This window comes from Chryseolinea lacunae (genome assembly GCF_016735595.1).
GTDB classification, from domain to species: Bacteria; Bacteroidota; Bacteroidia; order Cytophagales; family Cyclobacteriaceae; genus Chryseolinea; species Chryseolinea lacunae.
Genome location: NZ_JAERRB010000006.1, coordinates 229,912 through 249,496, shown reverse-complemented (window position 1 = coordinate 249,496; position 19,585 = coordinate 229,912). Strand labels below are relative to the sequence as shown.

Sequence of the window (19,585 nt, the reverse complement as noted above, 5' to 3'; positions counted from 1 at the left end):
AAGACTACGCTCCAACTTCTTCAGTTTTCTTTTCATACTCTTCCATGGGCAAGCAGCTGCAAACCAGGTTGCGATCGCCATAGGCGTTGTCGACACGGCTCACGCTGGGCCAGAATTTTGCTTCCTTCACATACGGCAGCGGGTAAGCTGCTTTCTGGCGGCTATAGGGTCTGGTCCATGCATCGGCCGTGATCACGGCGGCGGTGTGTGGCGCATGCTTCAACACGTTGTTGTCTTTGTCGGCTTTGCCTTCTTCCACTTCGCGAATTTCCTGACGGATCTGGATGAGCGCTTCCACAAAACGATCCAGTTCTTCCTTCGGCTCGCTTTCCGTAGGCTCTATCATCAACGTGCCAGCCACAGGGAACGACACGGTGGGCGCGTGGAAACCATAGTCCATCAAACGCTTCGCGATGTCTTCCACTTCGATACCGGCTTTCTTGAAATCGCGGCAGTCCACAATCATTTCGTGGGCGCAACGGCCTTTCGATCCGGTATATAAAATTTTGTATTGGCCTGACAGACGTTCCTTGATATAGTTTGCATTGAGGATGGCATACTTCGTAGCATTCGTCAACCCTTCGCCACCCATCATCGCGATGTAGGCATAGGAGATGGTGAGAATGCTGGCACTTCCCCAGGGAGCGGCCGACACTGCGGGAATGGCTTTGTCGCCACCGGTCTTCACCACGGCATGGCCGGGCAAATAAGATTTCAGTTTATCGTTGCAGCAGATAGGCCCCATGCCAGGGCCGCCGCCGCCGTGCGGAATGCAAAATGTTTTGTGAAGGTTAAGGTGACACACATCGGCGCCAATATTGGCCGGCGAGGTCAGTCCTACTTGTGCGTTCATGTTGGCGCCGTCCATATACACGAGACCGCCATTTTTGTGAATGGTTTCGCAGATATCGGTGATGGCTTCTTCAAACACACCGTGTGTGGAAGGATAGGTCACCATGAGACACGACAGGTTGTTTTTGTATTGTTCGGCTTTTGCTTTCAGATCGGCCACGTCGATCTTTCCTTCCTCGTCCGACTTCACCACAACCACATCCATACCCGCCATCACGGCGCTGGCAGGGTTGGTGCCGTGTGCAGAAGCGGGAATAAGGGAGATGTTACGGTGTCCTTCGCCGCGATCCATGTGGTAGGCGCGGATCACCATGAGGCCGGCATACTCACCTTGCGCGCCGCTATTGGGTTGCAGTGAAACACCGGTGAAACCTGTGATTTCTTTCAGTGAATTTTCGAGGCTGCCAATCATGTGCTGGTATCCCAGCGTTTGATCGACGGGAGCAAACGGGTGAATGTTGCCAAGCTCGGGCCACGTCACAGGAATCATTTCGGCGGTGGCGTTCAGTTTCATGGTGCACGAACCCAGTGAGATCATGGAGTGAACCATAGAAAGATCCTTGTTCTCCAGACGTTTGATGTAGCGCAACATCTCGTGTTCGGAGTGATGCGTGTTGAACACGGGATGGCTGAGGTATGCAGATTTGCGGATGAGCGACGCGGGCCAGTTCATCTCTTGTCCGTTGATGGAAACCTTGGCGGCTTTGCCGGCTTGTGCGGCAGCGAAAATTTCGAGGATGGTGTGAACATCTTCCGGTGTCGACGTTTCATCGAACGAGATGCCGATGTGATTGTCGCTGAAGTAGCGGAAGTTGAACTCGCGTTGCTCGGCTTCTTTGCGCACGGCAGCGATGTTGGTAGACGATATCTTTAAAGTATCGAAGAAATTTTCATTCTCTTGTTTAACACCCAGTGCTTTCAAGCCTGAGTCGAGCGACTTGGTGAGCCCGTGAATGCGACCAGCAATTTTGCGCAGGCCTTCGGGACCATGATACACCGCATACATGCCTGCCATTACCGACAACAACACCTGCGCGGTGCAGATGTTGGATGTGGCTTTCTCGCGGCGAATGTGTTGCTCGCGGGTTTGCAGTGCCATGCGATAGCCGGGATTTCCCGACGCATCAATAGACGCTCCGATGATACGACCGGGCATCTGGCGTTTAAATTCATCTTTGGTAGCAAAGAACGCCGCGTGCGGACCACCAAAGCCCATGGGCACACCAAAACGCTGGCTTGAACCCACCACTACATCAGCACCCATTTCGCCGGGCGACTTCATCAGCAACAGGCTCATCAAATCAGAACCGACCACCACAAAAATGTCTTTCTCGTGTGCCGACTGGATAAACGACGTGTAGTCTTTCACTGCACCACCATCGCCAGGATTCTGGATATAGACAGCAAACAACGAAGGATCGGTGATGTCCAGCGTACTTACGTCACCCACAACCAGCTCAACACCAATGGGCGTGGCACGTGTCTTCAGCACGTCGATGGTTTGGGGGAAGGTATGTTGGTCGACAAAGAAGCGATGGGCGTTTTTGCGCGACGCTTTGCGCGAGGCCAGCATGAGGTGCATGGCTTCGGCGGCGGCGGTGCCTTCGTCGAGCAGCGACGCGTTGGCGATCTGCATGCCCGTGAGGTCGATGATCATGGTTTGATAGTTGATCAGCGCTTCCAGGCGGCCTTGTGCAATTTCGGCCTGATAGGGTGTGTAGGCGGTATACCATCCCGGGTTCTCCAGGATGTTGCGCAGAATCACACCGGGCGTGATGGTATTGTAGTACCCCATGCCGATGAATGACTTGTAGATTTTATTTTGTGCAGCGATCTTCTTGAACTCCTGCAAAAATTGGTATTCAGATTTGGCCGGCGCCAGTGCCAGCGGTTTTTTCAAACGGATGTTCGACGGCACGGTTTGATCGATCAGGGCGTCGATAGAAGCGGCGTTGATAACCTTCAACATTTCTTCCACCTGGCGCGCATCCGGTCCAATGTGCCGCCCTTCAAACTTTTCTGTATACTGCGAATCTATTTTCATTTTGATAATTGATTTTCAACAGGTTAATGAGGTTTTCAAGTCCAGGGTCGGCCTTCTTTTTCGCGATGTGCGGCCGTCCGCATCCCATCGCGCGCAGATCGTGACTTCTGGCTTTCGCAAAGGTAATTGAGTATTCACACAATTAACAGTAGGCACCCCTCGAAAGAGGCCCTGAGATAAAAGAAAAACAAGTACCACGAACAACAACGGTTTGTTCTGAGGCCCTTTCCTTAGTCATCTCAATTAAAGTTGATCGGGGCATTGGTGATTTCGGGAAACGGAAGCATCTTGAAGGTTCGTTTAATCTTAATGTATACAAGAATGAAGAAAATCTCAGGGGTGGTGTTGTTTTGGCTGGCGTTCCAGAGTTTCACGGTGTGGGGGCAGGATTCGGTTGCTCAGCGGTTTGGTAAAGCCATCAGCACGGCCGATCTCAAAGAGAACCTCGCCATTTTGGCATCCGATTTTATGGAGGGCCGCGAAACCGGCAAGCGCGGGCAGAAGATGGCCGCCGCGTTCATCCAGGCACATTTCGAAAACATTGGGTTGGCAGGGCCAGTGAATGGAGGCTACCTGCAACAAATGGAGCTCTACACCACCAAGCCGGGAGAGACCTATCTGAAAGTGGGCAACACACGGTTCGATAACTTCAAGGAGATAGCACACTATGGCCTGGGCAACAGCGGCGGCGAAGTGGCGATGCCCATCGTGTTTGTGGGAAATGCCACCGAGGCAGACTTTAACCAGGTTGATGTGAAAGACAAGGCCGTGTTCCTGTTCACCGACAGCGGGTGGCTCACGGGCAACCGCGGCGTGAGCCTGGCGCGTGCTAAGGGCGCCAAAGTGATCGTGGTCAGCAATTCGAAAACAAAGGAAGACTTCGAAGGCCTTTCCAATCAATTCAAAAACTTCAGCAAGGGAAGCCTTACACTCAGCAAGCCTTCGGCCGAAGAGAGCAGGAAGTCGGGCTTGTTCATCGTGTCGCCTTTGGTGGTGGAAAAATTCTTTGGCACCAGCATCGACAAGTTGAAGAAGGCTGCTGCCGCGGCACCCGAGAAAAATGCACTAAAGAAAATCAAGCCTGCCGAGATCACCTTCAAGGTGACCACCGATGTGGAAGTGGTGAAGTCGGAAAACGTGTTGGGCTTCTTGGAAGGAACCGAACTGAAAGATGAAGTGATTTTTGTGACCGCCCACTTCGATCACATCGGCCTCACAAAAACCGGCAACGACCGCGTGAACAACGGCGCCGACGACGACGGCTCCGGCACCGTGGCGGTGATGGAGCTGGCCAGAGTTTTTGCACAAGCGAAAAAAGAAGGCCACGGCCCCAAACGCAGCATGCTCTTCATGACCGTGACAGGCGAAGAAGAAGGTTTGTTTGGCTCCGACTACTACACGCGTCATCCCATCATTCCTTTCTCCAACACGGTGGTAGACCTCAACATCGACATGATCGGCCGCCGCGATGCGCAACATAAAAACAGTCCGCCCTATCTCTACGTGATCGGCGCCGACAAACTCTCCACCGAACTGAATGAAGTGAGTGAAGCAACCAACAAGGCCTACAACAACCTTGTGTTCGACTACACCTACAACGACGTGAATCACCCCGACCGACTCTACTATCGTTCGGATCACTGGAACTTCGCCAAGAACAACATCCCCGTCATCTTCTACTTCGACGGCATCCACGAAGACTATCACCAACCCAGCGACGAAGTAGACAAGATTGAATTTGATTTGTTGACCAAACGCGTGCAGACAATTTTCTTCACGGCGTGGGAACTTGTTAATCGGGAAAACAGAATCCGGCCCGACAAGAAATAAGAAGAGGATAGCAATCCTTACAAAACAAAAATGCTCTCCTGGTCGAAACCGGGAGAGCATTTTTTATGCGATGATTTAAAATCAGATATAGTCCTGTGCGTTGGGCTTTGTCTTGAGGTCGTTCACGAATTTGCGGAATTGTTCTTCGCGATCTTTTTCGCAGACGATGATCACGTTCCCGAATTCACCCACGAGGTATCCATTCAACCCTTGCACCACAATCAGTTTCTCGGGCGAGCCTTTGATGATACAATTGCGCGTGTCGTAGGTTTGCGCGTTGGCGCTGATCACGTTGTTGTTCTCGTCCTTTGGTGAGATCTCGTGTATTGAAGCCCACGAGCCCAGGTCAGACCATGTGAAGTTGCCGAGGCAGACAAACACATTGGTGGCCTTCTCCATGATGCCGTAGTCGATCGAAACATTCTTGCATTGTGAGTAAGCTCCCAGGATGGCTTCCTTCTCTTCGGCCGTGCCCAGCTTGGGTTTGATCTCGTCAAACACTTCGGCCATTTCGGGAAGGTATTGGTGGAAGGCACTGGTGATGGCTTTCGCTCCCCAGATGAACACACCCGAGTTCCACACAAAGTCGCCGCTCTCCAAAAACTTCTTGGCCAGCGACAACTCGGGTTTCTCAGTGAAGGTCTTCACCTTCTTGGCAAAATTCTTTTCTGTGTGATATTGAATGTAGCCATAGCCGGTCTCGGGGCGCGTGGGTGTGATGCCGAGCGTCATGAGGCGGTCCTGACCTTTGGCCGCATCGGCAGCTTTCTTGATCACGTCCTGAAACTCTTCTTCCATCATGATCAGGTGGTCGGAGGGAGTGACCACGATGATGGCATCCTCATTTTTCAACGCGATCTTATAGCTGGCATAGGCGATGCAAGCGGCAGTATTCTTCCGCATGGGCTCTGCCAGGATCTGGTCGTCGCTCAATTGCGGCAGTTGTTCCTGCACCAGCGCCGCGTGCTCCTCGTGCGTCACCACGTAGATGTTCTCCACGGGGCAAAGCGACACAAAGCGGTCGAAAGTGGACTGCAGAAGAGTCTTTCCTGTTCCCAGTACATCTAAGAATTGTTTGGGTCTGGAATTTCGGCTGTAGGGCCAGAAGCGTACACCCACGCCGCCAGCCATGAGCACTACAAATAGATTTTTGTTCATTTAGTTAAAACAGATGTATTAGGTTTCGCAAAAGACGCTAGTCGCAGAATCTTTTGAAAGTCTTTTTGTGAATTTTAAACAATTCCCTCTTTCAGGAGGTCGTGAAGGTGCACAAATCCGGCGATTTTTTTACCGTCCATCACCGCGAGTTGCGTAATACCGCCCTCTTGCATCTGATGTAAGGCTTTCGTAGCAAATTCATCTTTTTCAATTTTCTTGGGCGTGCGTGTCATGATATCTTCCGCCACAATGTCCGCAAGCGACACACTTTTCTCCAGCATGCGCCGCAGATCGCCATCGGTGATGATGCCCAACAGTGTTTTGTCGTGGTCCACCACGGCGGTGCAACCGAGCCTTTTGGAGGAGATTTCCATGATTACGTCCTTCAATGACGTTTGCGGACTCACCAGCGGCAAGGCGTTGTGCACATAAATGTCAGACACTTTTAAGTAGAGCTGCTTGCCCAACGAACCGCCCGGATGATATTCGGCAAAGTCGCGACTCGTAAAATCCCGGAGCTCCAGCAGGCAGATGGCAAGCGCGTCGCCCAGTGCCATGTGTGCTGTGGTACTGGTGGTGGGCGCGAGATTATTTGGACAGGCTTCTTCTGCAATCGTTGCATTCAAAACGAAATCGGCTTGTTGTGCCAACGACGAATTAACATTGCTCACTAAGGCAACAAGCTTTGCTCCTCTTCGTTTGATAAGCGGGATCAGCACTTTGATCTCCGGTGTGTTGCCACTCTTGGAGATACCAATCACAATATCTTCGGGTTGAATCATTCCCAGATCACCATGTATCGCATCCGCCGCGTGCATGAAGAGTGCAGGTGTTCCCGTAGAGTTCAGTGTAGCAACAATTTTATTGGCTACAATGGCACTTTTGCCAATGCCTGTAATGACAACTCGACCTTTCGCCGAATAAATTTCTTTGACGCAAGCTTCGAAGTTATCATCAACAAAAGTGGCAAGTTGTTGGATTGCTAGAGATTCATTTATTAATACATCTCGTGCAATTTTTTTGATATTTTTTACTAAATTCAATTCCTTTTCAAAGTTAGCTTTGTCTATATGGACAAAGATACAATTTTAGGTTCTTATCAAGATGATGATATGATGTTGGTCGAAGAGAAAGATGCACTTAAAGAAAGATTAAAAGAAATATTCGGATACAGCCAGTTTCGCGGAAATCAGGAAACGATCATACGAAACTTGCTGGAGGGAAAGAATACATTCGTAATTATGCCCACCGGCGCTGGCAAGTCACTGTGCTACCAGCTGCCCGCCATGGTGAGAGAAGGATTGGCCATCGTGATTTCGCCGCTCATCGCGCTCATGAAAAACCAGGTGGACCAAATGAACGCCTACGGCGTGAACGCCCGCTTCCTCAACTCAACACTCAGCAAAGGAGAGATCACACGACTGAAGAAGGACTGCATGAACGGCAACGTGAAGTTGCTCTACGTTGCACCCGAGTCGCTCAACAAAGAAGAGACCATCGAGTTCCTCAAGAAAGTGAACGTAGCCTTCGTCGCCATCGATGAAGCACACTGTATCTCCGAATGGGGTCACGACTTCCGCCCCGAATACAGAAAAATCAAGACGATGATTCAAAACCTCGGCGACATGCCGGTCATCGCACTCACGGCCACCGCCACGCCCAAAGTTCAACTCGACATTCAGAAGAACTTGCAGATGGAAGAAGCCGATGTGTTCATCTCTTCCTTCAATCGCAAGAACCTATACTACGAAGTCCGTCCCAAGAAAGAGACCAAGAAGCAACTCATCAAATTCCTGAAAGATCACAAAGGCAAGTCCGGTGTGATCTATTGCCTCAGCCGCAAGAAGGTGGAAGAGATCGCACAACTGCTCAACGTCAACGGCTTCAAAGCAGCTCCCTATCACGCCGGTCTCGATCCCGACGTGCGCATGAAGAACCAAGACGACTTCCTCAACGAAGAAGTAGACATCATCGTGGCCACCATCGCCTTTGGCATGGGCATCGACAAACCCGATGTTCGGTTTGTGGTGCACTATGATGTGCCCAAGTCGCTCGAAGGCTACTACCAGGAAACCGGTCGCGGTGGTCGCGACGGTCTTGAAGGCCTCTGCCTCATGTTCTACAGTCACAACGACTTGAACAAGCTGGAAAAATTCAACAAAGACAAACCTGTGCAAGAGCGTGAGAACGCACGCATCCTATTGCAGGAAATGGAATATTATGCCGAGTCGCCCGTGTGTCGCAGAAGACAACTGCTGCACTACTTTGGCGAAGAGTATACACAAGAAAACTGTGGCATGTGCGACAACTGCGTGCATCCCCGCGAACGCTTCGACGGAACCGATGCCGTGCGCATCGTGCTGCAAGCCGTGAAACAAACCAACGAACGCTTTGGCCTCAATCACCTGGTCAACGTGATCCGCGGCGTGGAAGACGAATACGTGAAGAGCTATGGTCACTTCGACCTCGCCGTCTATGGCAAGGGCAATGAAGAAGATGCTGACTATTGGAAGTCGGTGATCCGTCAAACGCTCATTTATCAATACCTTGAAAAAGACATCGACAACATCGGCGCGCTGAGGCTTTCCGATAGGGGCGAGAAATTCCTGAAGAAACCACACGCCATCGAACTGGCCCGCGACCACGACTTCACCACCGAAGTGGACGAAGAAGAAGAGTCGGCCGACAAAGGCCCCGTGAACACGAAGGCCTACGACGTGAAGCTGTTCGAGATCCTGAAGACGCTCCGCAAGAAGATCGCGAAAGACAAAAATCTTCCGCCTTATGTCATCTTCCAGGATCCTTCCCTGGAGGAAATGGCCACCACCTATCCAACCACCAAAGACGACCTCGCGCAGGTGAACGGTGTGGGCATGGGCAAGGTGAATAAGTTCGGCGAAGAGTTTCTGGAAGTGATTCAGAAATATGTTGACGAAAACGAGATTGAAACCGCCAACGAAGTGGTCATCAAATCGTCGGTCAACAAATCGAAAACAAAGATTCTCATCATTCAACAGATCGACCGCAAGGTTGATCTCGAAGAGATTGCCGAGAAGGCTCGCCTCTCGTTCGAAGACCTGCTGACGGAAATTGAGAACATCTGTTATTCGGGAACGAAGCTCAACCTGAACTACTATATCGACCAGGTGATCGACGCACACAAGCAGGACGACATCCACGACTATTTCATGAATGCCGAAACCGACGACCTCGATCAGGCCCTCAACGACGACTCCATGTCCGACTATTCGGAAGAGGAAGTGCGGATGATGCGCATCAAATTCATGTCGGAATACGCCAATTAATGCCTTCCCATATAGACTGACCTTCCGGAGTTAACCTCCGGAAGGTTTTTTATTCCCTTTTTATTTCAAAGAATTCGCGGTTATCTTTGGCATTCAACCGAAATCGAATTCATGAATATACTGGTGATTGGTAATGGAGGACGAGAACACGCGCTCGCCTGGAAAATCCGCCAAAGCCCCCTTTGCGAAAAGATTTTCGTCGCCCCGGGAAACGCCGGCACGGCTTCCGTTGCTGAAAACGTAGAGATCGACGTCGACGACTTTGAAGGCTTGGGCAAGTTTTGCCAGGACAACGCCATCGGTTTGGTGGTGGTGGGCCCCGAAGGACCACTCGTGAAAGGCATCCGCGACTATTTTGAGAGCGAAAAGGCGCTCGCGTCTATATTGATGGTGGGGCCGGGCAAGCTCGGCGCCCAACTCGAAGGCAGCAAGGACTTCTCCAAGCAGTTCATGCTCCGTCATTCAATCCCCACAGCCAAGGCGCGCACCTTCATTGCGTCCGACCTGAACCAGGCATTCGACTACATCTCCAGCTGCAAACCTCCCATTGTGCTCAAAGCCGACGGTCTTGCTGCCGGCAAGGGCGTGATCATCAGCCTCAGCCAGGGCGAAGCTAAAGCCGTGGTGAAAGAAATGCTCATCAACAAACGGTTTGGCCAGGCCAGCGCCAAAGTGCTTATCGAAGAATTTTTGAACGGCATCGAACTCTCGGTGTTTGTGCTGACCGACGGCAAAGACTATGTGATCTTGCCCGAAGCGAAAGACTATAAACGCATCGGCGATGGCGACCTCGGCCCCAACACGGGCGGCATGGGTGCAGTTTCGCCTGTGGTGTTTGCCGATGCAGCCTTCATGAAACGCATCGAAGAAGAAGTGGTGAAACCCACCATTGCCGGACTGAATCGCGAAGGCATAGACTATAAAGGATTTATATTTGTAGGCATCATGAACGTGGGCGGCAACCCGTTTGTGATTGAATACAACGCGCGCATGGGCGACCCCGAAACCCAGGCGGTGATGCCCCGCATCAAGAGCGATTTTGTGGAGCTGCTGGTGGCCTCGGCCAAAGGCGAAATGAAAGACAAAAAGATCGAGATCGACGAACATTATGCCGTGACCATAGCGTTGGTGTCGGGAGGATATCCCGGCGACTATGAAAAAGGCAAGGTGATTCAAGGGCTGGAGAAAGGAGGGAAGGCGCTTGTGTTCCACGCCGGAACAAAAAAACATGGCGAAGGAGTATTAACAGACGGCGGCCGTGTGCTGGCCGTTTCCGGAAAAGGCAACTCGCTCAACGAAGCGCGCGAACAAGCCTACCAGACCGCTGCCCAGATCCAATGGGACGGTTTGTATTACCGGAAAGATATTGGACAGGACCTAATGAACTATAAAGGATAACGCAACGATGGGATGCTCATGTGGATCAACAAAAGGTGGAGCTGTCTCCGGATGCAAAAATAACGGTGCGTGCGGCACAGGTGGATGTAATAAAATGAACGTGTTCGACTGGCTCGCCAACATGGAGATGCCGGGTGAAGATAAATTCAACGTTGTAGAAGTACGTTTCAAAAACGGCCGCAAGGAGTTTCACCGGAACACGGAAAAACTTCAGCTCACCACCGGCGATGCCGTGGTGGTGGAAGTGCCCAACGGTCACCATATTGGCCACGTGTCTATGCAAGGTGAATTGGTGCGCCTCCAGATGCAGAAAAAGAAAGTGGCCAACGACGGCGAGATAAAAAAAATCTATCGCCTCGCCCACCAGAAAGACCTCGAGAAATTTGAAGACGTAAAAAAACGCGAGCTTCCCACGCTCTACCGGACACGCGAAATCATCCGCGACCTGAAGCTGGAGATGAAGCTGTCGGACATTGAATATCAGGCCGACAACATCAAGGCCACATTTTTCTATTCGGCCGACGATCGCGTCGATTTCCGTGAACTCATAAAACTGTTGGCAGGCGAATTTAAGATCCGCGTAGAGATGCGTCAGATCAGCCTGCGTCAGGAAGCCGGACGCCTGGGCGGTATTGGTGTGTGTGGACGTGAACTTTGCTGCGCCACCTGGCTCAGCGATTTCAAGAACGTGGCCACTAGCGCCGCACGCTATCAGAATCTTTCCCTCAACCCCAGCAAGCTGTCGGGCCAATGCGGACGCCTGAAATGCTGTCTCAACTACGAGTTGGAGACTTACATGGATGCGTTGGAAGACATCCCAAAAATTGAAGGCCCCCTGCTGACCGAAAAAGGAGAAGCTACACTTCAGAAAACCGACATCTTCCGCAAGATTATGTGGTTTGGTTTCACCGAAGAAAACACCTGGTATCCCCTGAACATTGACCGTGTTAATCAAATCCTTAGCATGAACCGCGAGGGGCGCAAGCCTGCGAGTCTTGACCTGGATGTGGTGGCCGAAAAAATACCGGTGGCTACGCTCAACAGCGACCTGGCCCGCATGGACCAGAAGTTTAAAGGCAAGACCAAAAAACGCAAGAAAAAAAGAAGTGGCGGAGGCAGCAGCGAAGGCGGCACCCCCAATCAAAACGCGCCCCGTGCTAACCAGGGCGGACCACGCACCCCGCGGCCGGAAGGCGCAGGCGATCAGCCACGACGCAGCAACAACCCCGGAGCACCACGCCCTGAAGGCAGTGGCGACCAACCTCGCAGAGGAAACAATCCCGGCGGGGCGCCGCGCGGGGAAGGCAACCCCGGCGGTGAGCAACGCAGAGGAAACAATCCACCACGCGGTGGAGGAAATCCTGGCGGCGACGGAGCACCCCGCAACGAAGGCGGTGGCGGCGAAGGTGGAAACCGCGGTGGCGAGCAACGCAGAGGAAACAATCCACCACGCGGTGGAGGAAACCCCGGCGGCGACGGAGCACCCCGCAATGAAGGCGGGGGAGGCGAAGGCGGAAACCGCGGTGGCGGCAATCGTGGCGGAGGCAATCGCCGTGGACGCGACCGGCGGCGCGGTGGCGACAACGCGGGCGGCGCACCACGCCCCGACGGTGGTAACCGTAATCCTAAACCCGGCAATGACGCCGGCAACCCCGGAAATCCAACATGAGAATTTGGCTTTTAGCAAGCATCGTTGCGCTTGTCATTACGGCATGCGGAGACAACACGCGCGAGTACGAACAGTATACAGACTTCAACGAACGGCAATGGGTCGTGGGCGAGAAACCGCGCTTCGAGTTCGAGATCGTGAACGTTCAACAGAAATATAATCTCTACGGCAACATCCGGAACACGGTGTCGTATCCCTACGCACGCCTGTTCTATACCTACTCGCTACAGGACTCTACCGGAAAAGAGATTGAGAAAAATCTGATGAGCGAATTTCTGTTCGACTCCAAATCAGGAAAGCCCTTTGGCAAAAGTGGCCTTGGCGATTTGTATGACCACCGCTTCATCATGCTGAAGGATTTTCAGTTTAAAAATCCCGGTAAATATGCCGTCACCTTCGAGCAGTTCATGCGCATGGATACTTTGCAGGGTATTTCGGCCGTGGGCCTTCGGGTGGAGAAAGCAGAAGCCCAATAAAAGATTCACACCGCTCAAAAGGCATTCGCCTGCTGGGGTCTAATGTTTACAACCTGAGGAACCGAAGCTACACCGCGTGTGGCCGCGATCGGTCCTATTCTAAAATTTAGCATACTGAGAAACAGCATTGCTTTTGCACCGAGGGAGCTGGCCGTGCCCGGGATCATGTTTATTGGATTTCATTGCCGTGAAAAATGAACAGGCAGCGACGGCCATCACAAACGCACAAAGCCCATGAAACTCTTTAAATGTCAACACTGCGGACAACTGCTCTATTTCGAAAACACGTTATGCGAGCGGTGTGGTCATGCCCTGGGCTTTGACGCCTCCACGCTAAATCTGCTGACACTGGAAACACAAGGCGACGGAATATTCACCGACGTCGCCCGTCCGCACGATCACTATCGCTATTGTGGCAATGCCCAGCACGAAGCCTGCAACTGGCTGCTTCCCGTAGCCGACGGCAACACGTTTTGTGCGGCGTGCAAGCTGAACCGAACCATCCCAAACCTCAACATTCCCGACCACGCGCAACGCTGGCGAAAAGTGGAGATCGCAAAACACCGGTTGGTCTACACGCTGTTGCAAATGGGATTGGCCATCACGTCAAAAACAGAGGATGAGCAGGCAGGCCTGGCCTTTGATTTTCTGGCCGACCTGCACCCGGAGCAAAAAGTGATGATGGGCCACGAAGAAGGACTGATCACCATCAACATTTCCGAAGCCGACGAAGCAAAACGTATACGAACACGCGAGAAGCTGGGCGAAGCCTATCGCACCCTGCTCGGTCACTTCAGGCACGAAGTGGGACATTATTATTGGGACCGACTGATTCGCGACGACGCACAAAAGCTCACGGCCTTTCGCCAATGGTTTGGCGACGAAAGCATGGACTACGGTGAAGCGTTGAATATATATTATCAAAACGGGGCCCCGTCAAACTGGTCCGACAATTTTGTGAGCGCCTATGCCTCGGCACATCCGTGGGAAGACTGGGCCGAAACCTGGGCGCACTACATGCACATTATGGACACGGTGGAAACAGCCCATGCGTTTGGTATGCGCATCGATCCGGCCGCCGCGGCCAACCGCGACAAGCTATCAGCTGAATACGCCACCGACCCTTTGCTCATCGACGACTTCAAGGATTTGATGGACATGTGGCTTCCCCTCACCATGGCCGTGAACAGCCTGAACCGGAGCATGGGCCAGCCGGATCTTTATCCGTTTGTGATCGCGCCGCCGGTGATTGAGAAAATGAGCTTCATCCATCGGGTTTGCAAGGCCAATCAGCAAAATCCTCATTGGCAGACCGCGACGGTATGAATGGCCCTGAAAAAAAATGTCGGCGCAAGCGGTGATATTTTTTAAACTTGGGGCACATATACATAAACGCGGTTCTATGGAAACACTGGAAATGTCGATTCAGGAAACGCTCCCCACGGCGCGCGACTTCGAAACCCTGTATGAGATGGCCTTCCCCGGCGTGGCAGCCTTCGTCAGCAAAATGAACGGCACCTTCGACGATGCCAAAGACATCTTTCACGATGCGCTGGTGATCTTTCACGAAAAAGAGCAAAGTGAAAATTTCACGATCAACGTTCCCGCCGAAGCTTATGTGCTGGGCATCGCCAAACATCTTTGGTTAAAGAAATTCAAAAAGACATCGCGCCACATTCCTTTGGATTCCATGGAAGCCAACATCGCCATTCCGGAAGATTATTTTCCTTCTGTCAATGACTTAACACTGCTGGCGGTGTTGGAGCGCACGGGAAAAAAATGCCTGGACATTCTTCAGGCCTTCTACTACGAAAAGATGTCGCTGAAAAATCTTGCGCAGGCTCTGGGCTTTTCGTCGGTGCATTCGGCCACCGTGCAGAAATATAAGTGTCTTGAAAAAGTGCGTGACACCGTGAAAGAAAAATCCATTTCTTATGAGGACTTCTTTGAATGACCTGCGCGCCGCCGAGCAATACATTCTCGGCACGATGCCGCTCGACGAAGCTTTGGTGTTTCAGGCCCGCCTGTTAACCAACCCAACACTGCGCTGCAAAGTGAACCTTCAGCGAAAAGTATACACGCTGTTGCGCATACGCCAACGCCGCCATGTGAAAGCAGCGGTAGAGGATATGCACGAACAGCTTTTCGCCGACCCCACAAAAGCAGCGTTTCAGGAACAGATCTTTTCATTTTTTAACCCCGAAAAATTATGAGTATGATACCGATGGTGATCGACAACAGCGGAAGAGGCGAGCGCGTGTATGATATCTACAGTTTGTTATTAAAGGAACGCATCGTGTTTCTCGGCACGCCCATCAACGACGCAGTGGCCAACGTGATCGTGGCACAATTGCTTTACCTGAACAGCATGGATCAGAAAAGTCCGATCAGCTTATACATCAATAGTCCGGGAGGGAGCGTCTATGCGGGACTTGCCATCTATGACGCCATGCAAATGATTCAGGCACCGGTGTCTACCGTGGCCGTGGGCATGTCGGGCAGCATGGCAACGGCGTTGTTAAGTTTTGGTTACAAAGGAAAACGCTATGCGCTTCCACACGCCACCGTGCACATGCACCCCACCAGCAGTGGATCGCAGGGCTACACCGAAGATGTGCGGATTGCCACACACGAGCAGGAGCGCGTGCAGACACAACTTTTTCACCTGATTGGTAAACATTCAGGACACACCTGGAAGGAAGTGGAAGACTATTTTGTGCGCGACAAATTTTTAAGCGCCCCCGAAGCCAAAGCCTTTGGCCTCATCGACGAGGTGCTGGGCGACACCAGCGACGTGCTGACATTGAACAACGCGCCCTTCGATGTTAAATTTTTCCAACCGCAACCCCAGGCGATAACCGCCTGAGCGGACCCTTCCACAATTTATACACACCGTCGCGAGGCTGACATTTTTTTTCAGCGCCACGTTCCATCTTTACAGGAAATCAAGGCCATGAAAAAAACAATCCTCTCTGTTTTTCTATTTGCCGTTGCCATAGCAGGCAATGCGCAAGAGACCGTGCATAAGGGGCAGACCCTGGGTGAAGTGACCGTTGCCGCCGGGGGCTCGCGCGGAAGTTTGTCGGTGTCCGCATTCAGAAATTGGAGGTTTGGCGCCCGAAAACGGCTGGGTGTGGGCATTGGTGGAAGAGCCACCACGTTTCTGGGCAAGAACCTGTATTACATCACCGCCCCCGCAAAGCTCACATCCGAAAGCACAAGCCCACTCATTTTCTTCAAAGAAAATGTAGAAGCCAACATCGACAGCCTGGTGATACAAACCGCGCAGGTGACCATGGTGAATGTGATGTTGAATCTTGACTATCGCATCGCCAAGAAAATAACCCTCGGATTTAATATCGACATGCTTGGTTTTTCGTTTGGTGGTCGTCGCGCAGGAAACTACATCAATGGCGTTGCAGGAAAGAATACGTCGGCCACTCCCACACCATTCAACATCCTGCTCATAAGCGACAACGACCGGGGTAGCCTCAATTCTGAATTCTATGTTAAATACAATGTGCGCGAAAAATGGGCAGCGAAACTTGGCGCCCAATTCCTGTTCACGGAGTTCACCACAGACACGAAGGTGCAGCAATATCCCGAGCCCAACGATCGCTTCCGGAACAAATCGTTGCTGATTGCTATCGGAGCCACCTATTCCTTCTAGACATGAAAAACATAGTGTTGATATTTCTGATGGTGTTGGCCAGTTGCCAACCGGAAGATGCGTCGCCATCGCTTCCCATTGACGATGATTTTGATACGGCAGCCTCCACGTTGCTGAAGCAGGGTGTTTTGGAAGGCATACAGCACACGGCCAGTGGTGTTGCCTCCATCTACGAAACGCAGGGCAGCGCCACCGTTGTGCTCGATCCATACACCTCGCAAAACGGACCCGACCTCAAAATATACCTCAGCAAAGATGTTGACGCGGGCGACTACATTCGCCTGGGCAACCTCAAGTCAACGTCGGGAAAACAATCCTATGCCATACCCAAGGGCACCGACCTGTCGCAATATAAATTCGTGCACGTGTGGTGCGAAAAGTATACCGTAGTGTTTGCGCGGGCCGAATTGAAATAAGGTCGATTTCATCGCGATTCCAAAAATGCTCCCGTAGCCGGTTCTGTTTAAGGGAGTTGCAGTGGCGTTTACATTCTTCCATAATATCTCTGTACATTAGTAGCCCTACACCTGCGCACTTTTGAACATGAACCAACTTCACTCGGTAGACTACCTCGTTTTTCTCGTCTACTTCATCACCGTGGCCAGCTATGGCACCTGGATTTATTATCGCAAGAAATCCAAAACCACCAACGCGAAAGATTTTTTTCTGGCCGAAGGGTCGCTCACCTGGTGGGCTATTGGCGCGTCGCTCATCGCCTCCAACATTTCGGCAGAGCACTTCATTGGCATGTCGGGATCGGGCTTTGCCCTGGGCCTGGCCATCTCCACCTACGAGTGGATGGCCGCCGCCACGCTGGTGATTGTGGCTGTATTTTTTATTCCGGTCTATCTCAAGAATAAAATCTACACCATGCCCCAGTTCCTCTCCGAACGCTACAACAGCACGGTGAGCACCATCATGGCCGTGTTCTGGTTGCTGGTCTATGTGTTTGTGAACCTCACGTCCATACTCTATCTGGGCGCGTTGGCCATCACATCCATCTCGGGCATTGATTTCGGCTGGTGCATTGCCGGGCTGGCCTTCTTTTCAGTATTGGTCACGTTGGGCGGCATGAAAGTGATTGGCTACACCGACGTGATTCAGGTTGGCGTCTTAATCCTGGGCGGCCTTGTCACCACCTACCTGGCGCTCACCATGGTGTCGGCACATCACGGCGACGGCGAAAATGTGTGGCGGGGTTTTCAACTGTTGCGCGAAAAAGCACCGACCCACTTTCACATGATCTTCGACAGCACACATCCCTACTACAAAGATCTTCCGGGCCTCACCGTGCTCATCGGCGGCATGTGGATCAACAACCTGAATTACTGGGGCTGCAATCAATACATCATACAACGTGCCCTGGGCGCCGACCTGAAGACGGCCCGCAGTGGAATCTTATTCGCCGCATTTTTGAAATTGCTCATTCCCGTCATCGCCGTTCTTCCGGGCATTGCGGCCTATGTTTTGTATCAGCAGGGAATGTTTCAAACCGAGATGGTCGATGCCACCGGTGTGGTGAAACCCGATCATGCCTACCCCACACTATTAAATTTATTGCCCGACGGTCTCAAAGGATTAGCCTTCGCGGCGCTCACGGCAGCCGTTGTGGCGTCGCTGGCCGGCAAAGCCAACAGCATTGCGACCATTTTTTCGATGGACATCTATAAAAAGTTTTTCAACAAGAATGCCAGCGAAAAAGGAATGGTTATCTCCGGTCGCGTCACGGTGGTTGTGGCAATGGTGTTGGGTGGTTTGGTAGCGCCCATGTTGCGCTCGCTCGATCAGGCCTACCAGTTTATTCAGGAGTATGTTGGTTTTATTTCGCCCGGCGTGCTGGCTATTTTCTTGCTTGGATTTTTCTGGAAACGGGCCACGGCAGGTGCTGCTCTGGCCGCTGCGTTGCTCACCATTCCGCTGTCTGCGCTACTCAAATTTCTCCCGGTTTGGACAAATGGCGCTTTTCCCGACTATCCATTCCTCGATCGCATGACAATAGTTTTTGTTGCGCTGGTGGCCATAATGGTCATCCTAAGTTTGCTCGACCGGCGCAGCAAAACGCAGCCACGCATCATCGAGATCGATCCCGCGATGTTTAAAGTGTCGTCGGGATTTTTGGTGGGCTCTGTTCTCATTGGCGGAATTCTGACGGCGCTCTATACAGTTTTCTGGTAACCTGCAATCGATGGAGGTTTTCTAAAACGAATTTTGTAGATTTGGTTAATCATCAAACATCAGGGATATGAGAGACGCAGCTTCATTTTCGCAGAAAGAAATCAACCCCCTTCAAAGCATCGAGCAATGGGAGGACGACGTTTTGCAACGTTACCCCGAACCCAACCAACCAGCCAAAGCCAAAGAAGAATACCGGAACTATAATGATCCCGTACGCGACACCGTGCGCGAGTTCTACAGGCTTAATCACCAGTATCAGTCCTACGATTTCGTACAAGAAAAACGTGCGGACTTTTTGCGATTCAATCGCAAAGAAATGCCTGTGTGGCAAGCCATGGAATTCCTGAACACACTGGTAGACGATTCCGATCCCGATATTGAACTGGATCAACTGCAACACTTACTTCAAACGGCCGAGTCGATCCGTCGCGATGGTCACCCCGATTGGTTTGTGCTCACCGGCTTCATTCATGACATGGGCAAAGTGCTTTGCCTCTTCGGTGAACCCCAGTGGGCTGTAGTGGGCGATACATTCCCGGTAGGCTGTAAATTCTCCGACAAAATTGTCTACCCCGAATATTTTGCGGCAAACCCCGACATCAACAACGAGAAATACAACACGAAGTATGGTGTATACGAGCACGGCTGCGGCATGCGCAACGTAACCATGTCGTGGGGTCACGATGAATATCTGTATCAGATCACAAAAGACTACCTGCCTGAGCCAGCACTCTACATGATCCGCTACCACTCGTTCTACTCGCAACACCGCGAACATGCCTACGAGCATTTGATGGACGACCACGATCGCGCCATGTTTGAATGGGTGAACAAGTTCAACCCCTACGATCTGTACTCCAAGAACCCTGTGCCTCCCAATGCCAAGGAGTTGAAACCCTATTACGAAGACCTGATTGCAAAATATTTGCCGTCAACGGTAAAGCTGTAAGCACAAGCTTCACAAAAACAAAAAGGCCTTGCCGTGAATCACGCGCAAGGCCTTTCTTT

16 protein-coding genes are annotated in these 19,585 nt (G+C 51.8%); 13 read left to right on the top strand and 3 right to left on the bottom strand.

Annotated elements, in window-relative coordinates; genetic code table 11:
* Positions 1-4: 4 nt before the first annotated feature.
* Positions 5-2,896 (bottom strand): aminomethyl-transferring glycine dehydrogenase, encoded by a 2,892-nt coding sequence (gene gcvP / locus JI741_RS18890; protein ID WP_202012539.1) that lies wholly within the window; start codon positions 2,894-2,896, stop codon positions 5-7.
* Between the two features lie 321 nt (positions 2,897-3,217).
* On the opposite strand from gcvP, the gene JI741_RS18885 reads away from it, so the two are divergent.
* Positions 3,218-4,726 carry a M28 family peptidase gene (locus JI741_RS18885; RefSeq protein ID WP_202012537.1) on the top strand — a complete coding sequence of 503 codons (1,509 nt, stop codon included), beginning with the start codon at positions 3,218-3,220 and terminating at the stop codon, positions 4,724-4,726.
* Positions 4,727-4,807: 81 nt separating this feature from the next.
* On the opposite strand, the gene JI741_RS18880 is transcribed toward JI741_RS18885, so the two are convergent.
* Complete coding sequence (locus tag JI741_RS18880) at positions 4,808-5,884, bottom strand: mannose-1-phosphate guanylyltransferase (protein ID WP_202012535.1); 1,077 nt, start codon at positions 5,882-5,884, stop codon at positions 4,808-4,810.
* Positions 5,885-5,958: 74 nt separating this feature from the next.
* Positions 5,959-6,927, bottom strand: coding sequence for a KpsF/GutQ family sugar-phosphate isomerase (locus tag JI741_RS18875; RefSeq protein WP_202012533.1), 969 nt, complete (start codon positions 6,925-6,927; stop codon positions 5,959-5,961).
* Positions 6,928-6,999: 72 nt separating this feature from the next.
* Between JI741_RS18875 and recQ the strand changes: the two genes are divergently transcribed.
* The 12 genes from recQ to JI741_RS18815 all read left to right on the top strand — a co-directional run bounded on the left by recQ (position 7,000) and on the right by JI741_RS18815 (position 19,526).
* Positions 7,000-9,189, top strand: a complete 2,190-nt coding sequence (gene recQ, locus JI741_RS18870; RefSeq protein WP_202012770.1) for a DNA helicase RecQ — start codon at positions 7,000-7,002, stop codon at positions 9,187-9,189.
* Between the two features lie 111 nt (positions 9,190-9,300).
* The gene (purD, locus tag JI741_RS18865; protein WP_202012531.1) at positions 9,301-10,587 is read left to right on the top strand and encodes a phosphoribosylamine--glycine ligase; all 1,287 of its coding nucleotides are present in this window, start codon (positions 9,301-9,303) and stop codon (positions 10,585-10,587) included.
* Positions 10,588-10,681: 94 nt separating this feature from the next.
* A complete protein-coding gene (locus JI741_RS18860) occupies positions 10,682-12,256 on the top strand; it encodes a PSP1 domain-containing protein (RefSeq protein WP_202012529.1) in 1,575 nt (524 codons plus the stop codon).
* Positions 12,253-12,732, top strand: a complete 480-nt coding sequence (locus JI741_RS18855) for a gliding motility lipoprotein GldH (RefSeq protein WP_202012527.1) — start codon at positions 12,253-12,255, stop codon at positions 12,730-12,732. Before JI741_RS18860 ends, JI741_RS18855 begins: the two co-directional genes overlap by 4 nt.
* Before the next feature lie 234 nt (positions 12,733-12,966).
* A complete protein-coding gene (locus JI741_RS18850) occupies positions 12,967-14,058 on the top strand; it encodes a zinc-binding metallopeptidase family protein (protein ID WP_202012525.1) in 1,092 nt (363 codons plus the stop codon).
* A gap of 76 nt (positions 14,059-14,134) precedes the next feature.
* Complete coding sequence (locus JI741_RS18845) at positions 14,135-14,686, top strand: RNA polymerase sigma factor (protein WP_202012523.1); 552 nt, start codon at positions 14,135-14,137, stop codon at positions 14,684-14,686.
* A complete protein-coding gene (locus JI741_RS18840) occupies positions 14,667-14,945 on the top strand; it encodes a hypothetical protein (protein WP_202012521.1) in 279 nt (92 codons plus the stop codon). The genes JI741_RS18845 and JI741_RS18840 overlap by 20 nt, the downstream gene beginning before the upstream one ends.
* On the top strand, positions 14,942-15,598 hold the full coding sequence (locus JI741_RS18835; RefSeq protein WP_202012519.1) for a ClpP family protease: 657 nt from the start codon (positions 14,942-14,944) through the stop codon (positions 15,596-15,598). The genes JI741_RS18840 and JI741_RS18835 overlap by 4 nt, the downstream gene beginning before the upstream one ends.
* Positions 15,599-15,685: 87 nt before the next feature.
* Complete coding sequence (locus tag JI741_RS18830; protein ID WP_202012517.1) at positions 15,686-16,402, top strand: hypothetical protein; 717 nt, start codon at positions 15,686-15,688, stop codon at positions 16,400-16,402.
* A 2-nt stretch (positions 16,403-16,404) separates the two neighbouring features.
* On the top strand, positions 16,405-16,818 hold the full coding sequence (locus JI741_RS18825; protein ID WP_202012515.1) for a DM13 domain-containing protein: 414 nt from the start codon (positions 16,405-16,407) through the stop codon (positions 16,816-16,818).
* Between the two features lie 127 nt (positions 16,819-16,945).
* On the top strand, positions 16,946-18,577 hold the full coding sequence (locus JI741_RS18820; protein ID WP_202012513.1) for a sodium/sugar symporter: 1,632 nt from the start codon (positions 16,946-16,948) through the stop codon (positions 18,575-18,577).
* Between the two features lie 67 nt (positions 18,578-18,644).
* A complete protein-coding gene (locus JI741_RS18815; RefSeq protein ID WP_202012511.1) occupies positions 18,645-19,526 on the top strand; it encodes an inositol oxygenase family protein in 882 nt (293 codons plus the stop codon).
* Positions 19,527-19,585 lie beyond the last annotated feature (59 nt).

Coding starts and splice junctions, on each gene's coding strand:
- gcvP (WP_202012539.1), bottom strand. CDS start 2,896: ATGAAAATAGATTCGCAGTATACAGAAAAGTTTGAAGGGCGGCACATT.
- JI741_RS18885 (WP_202012537.1), top strand. CDS start 3,218: ATGAAGAAAATCTCAGGGGTGGTGTTGTTTTGGCTGGCGTTCCAGAGT.
- JI741_RS18880 (WP_202012535.1), bottom strand. CDS start 5,884: ATGAACAAAAATCTATTTGTAGTGCTCATGGCTGGCGGCGTGGGTGTA.
- recQ (WP_202012770.1), top strand. CDS start 7,000: ATGTTGGTCGAAGAGAAAGATGCACTTAAAGAAAGATTAAAAGAAATA.
- purD (WP_202012531.1), top strand. CDS start 9,301: ATGAATATACTGGTGATTGGTAATGGAGGACGAGAACACGCGCTCGCC.
- JI741_RS18860 (WP_202012529.1), top strand. CDS start 10,682: ATGAACGTGTTCGACTGGCTCGCCAACATGGAGATGCCGGGTGAAGAT.
- JI741_RS18855 (WP_202012527.1), top strand. CDS start 12,253: ATGAGAATTTGGCTTTTAGCAAGCATCGTTGCGCTTGTCATTACGGCA.
- JI741_RS18850 (WP_202012525.1), top strand. CDS start 12,967: ATGAAACTCTTTAAATGTCAACACTGCGGACAACTGCTCTATTTCGAA.
- JI741_RS18845 (WP_202012523.1), top strand. CDS start 14,135: ATGGAAACACTGGAAATGTCGATTCAGGAAACGCTCCCCACGGCGCGC.
- JI741_RS18840 (WP_202012521.1), top strand. CDS start 14,667: ATGAGGACTTCTTTGAATGACCTGCGCGCCGCCGAGCAATACATTCTC.
- JI741_RS18835 (WP_202012519.1), top strand. CDS start 14,942: ATGAGTATGATACCGATGGTGATCGACAACAGCGGAAGAGGCGAGCGC.
- JI741_RS18830 (WP_202012517.1), top strand. CDS start 15,686: ATGAAAAAAACAATCCTCTCTGTTTTTCTATTTGCCGTTGCCATAGCA.
- JI741_RS18825 (WP_202012515.1), top strand. CDS start 16,405: ATGAAAAACATAGTGTTGATATTTCTGATGGTGTTGGCCAGTTGCCAA.
- JI741_RS18820 (WP_202012513.1), top strand. CDS start 16,946: ATGAACCAACTTCACTCGGTAGACTACCTCGTTTTTCTCGTCTACTTC.
- JI741_RS18815 (WP_202012511.1), top strand. CDS start 18,645: ATGAGAGACGCAGCTTCATTTTCGCAGAAAGAAATCAACCCCCTTCAA.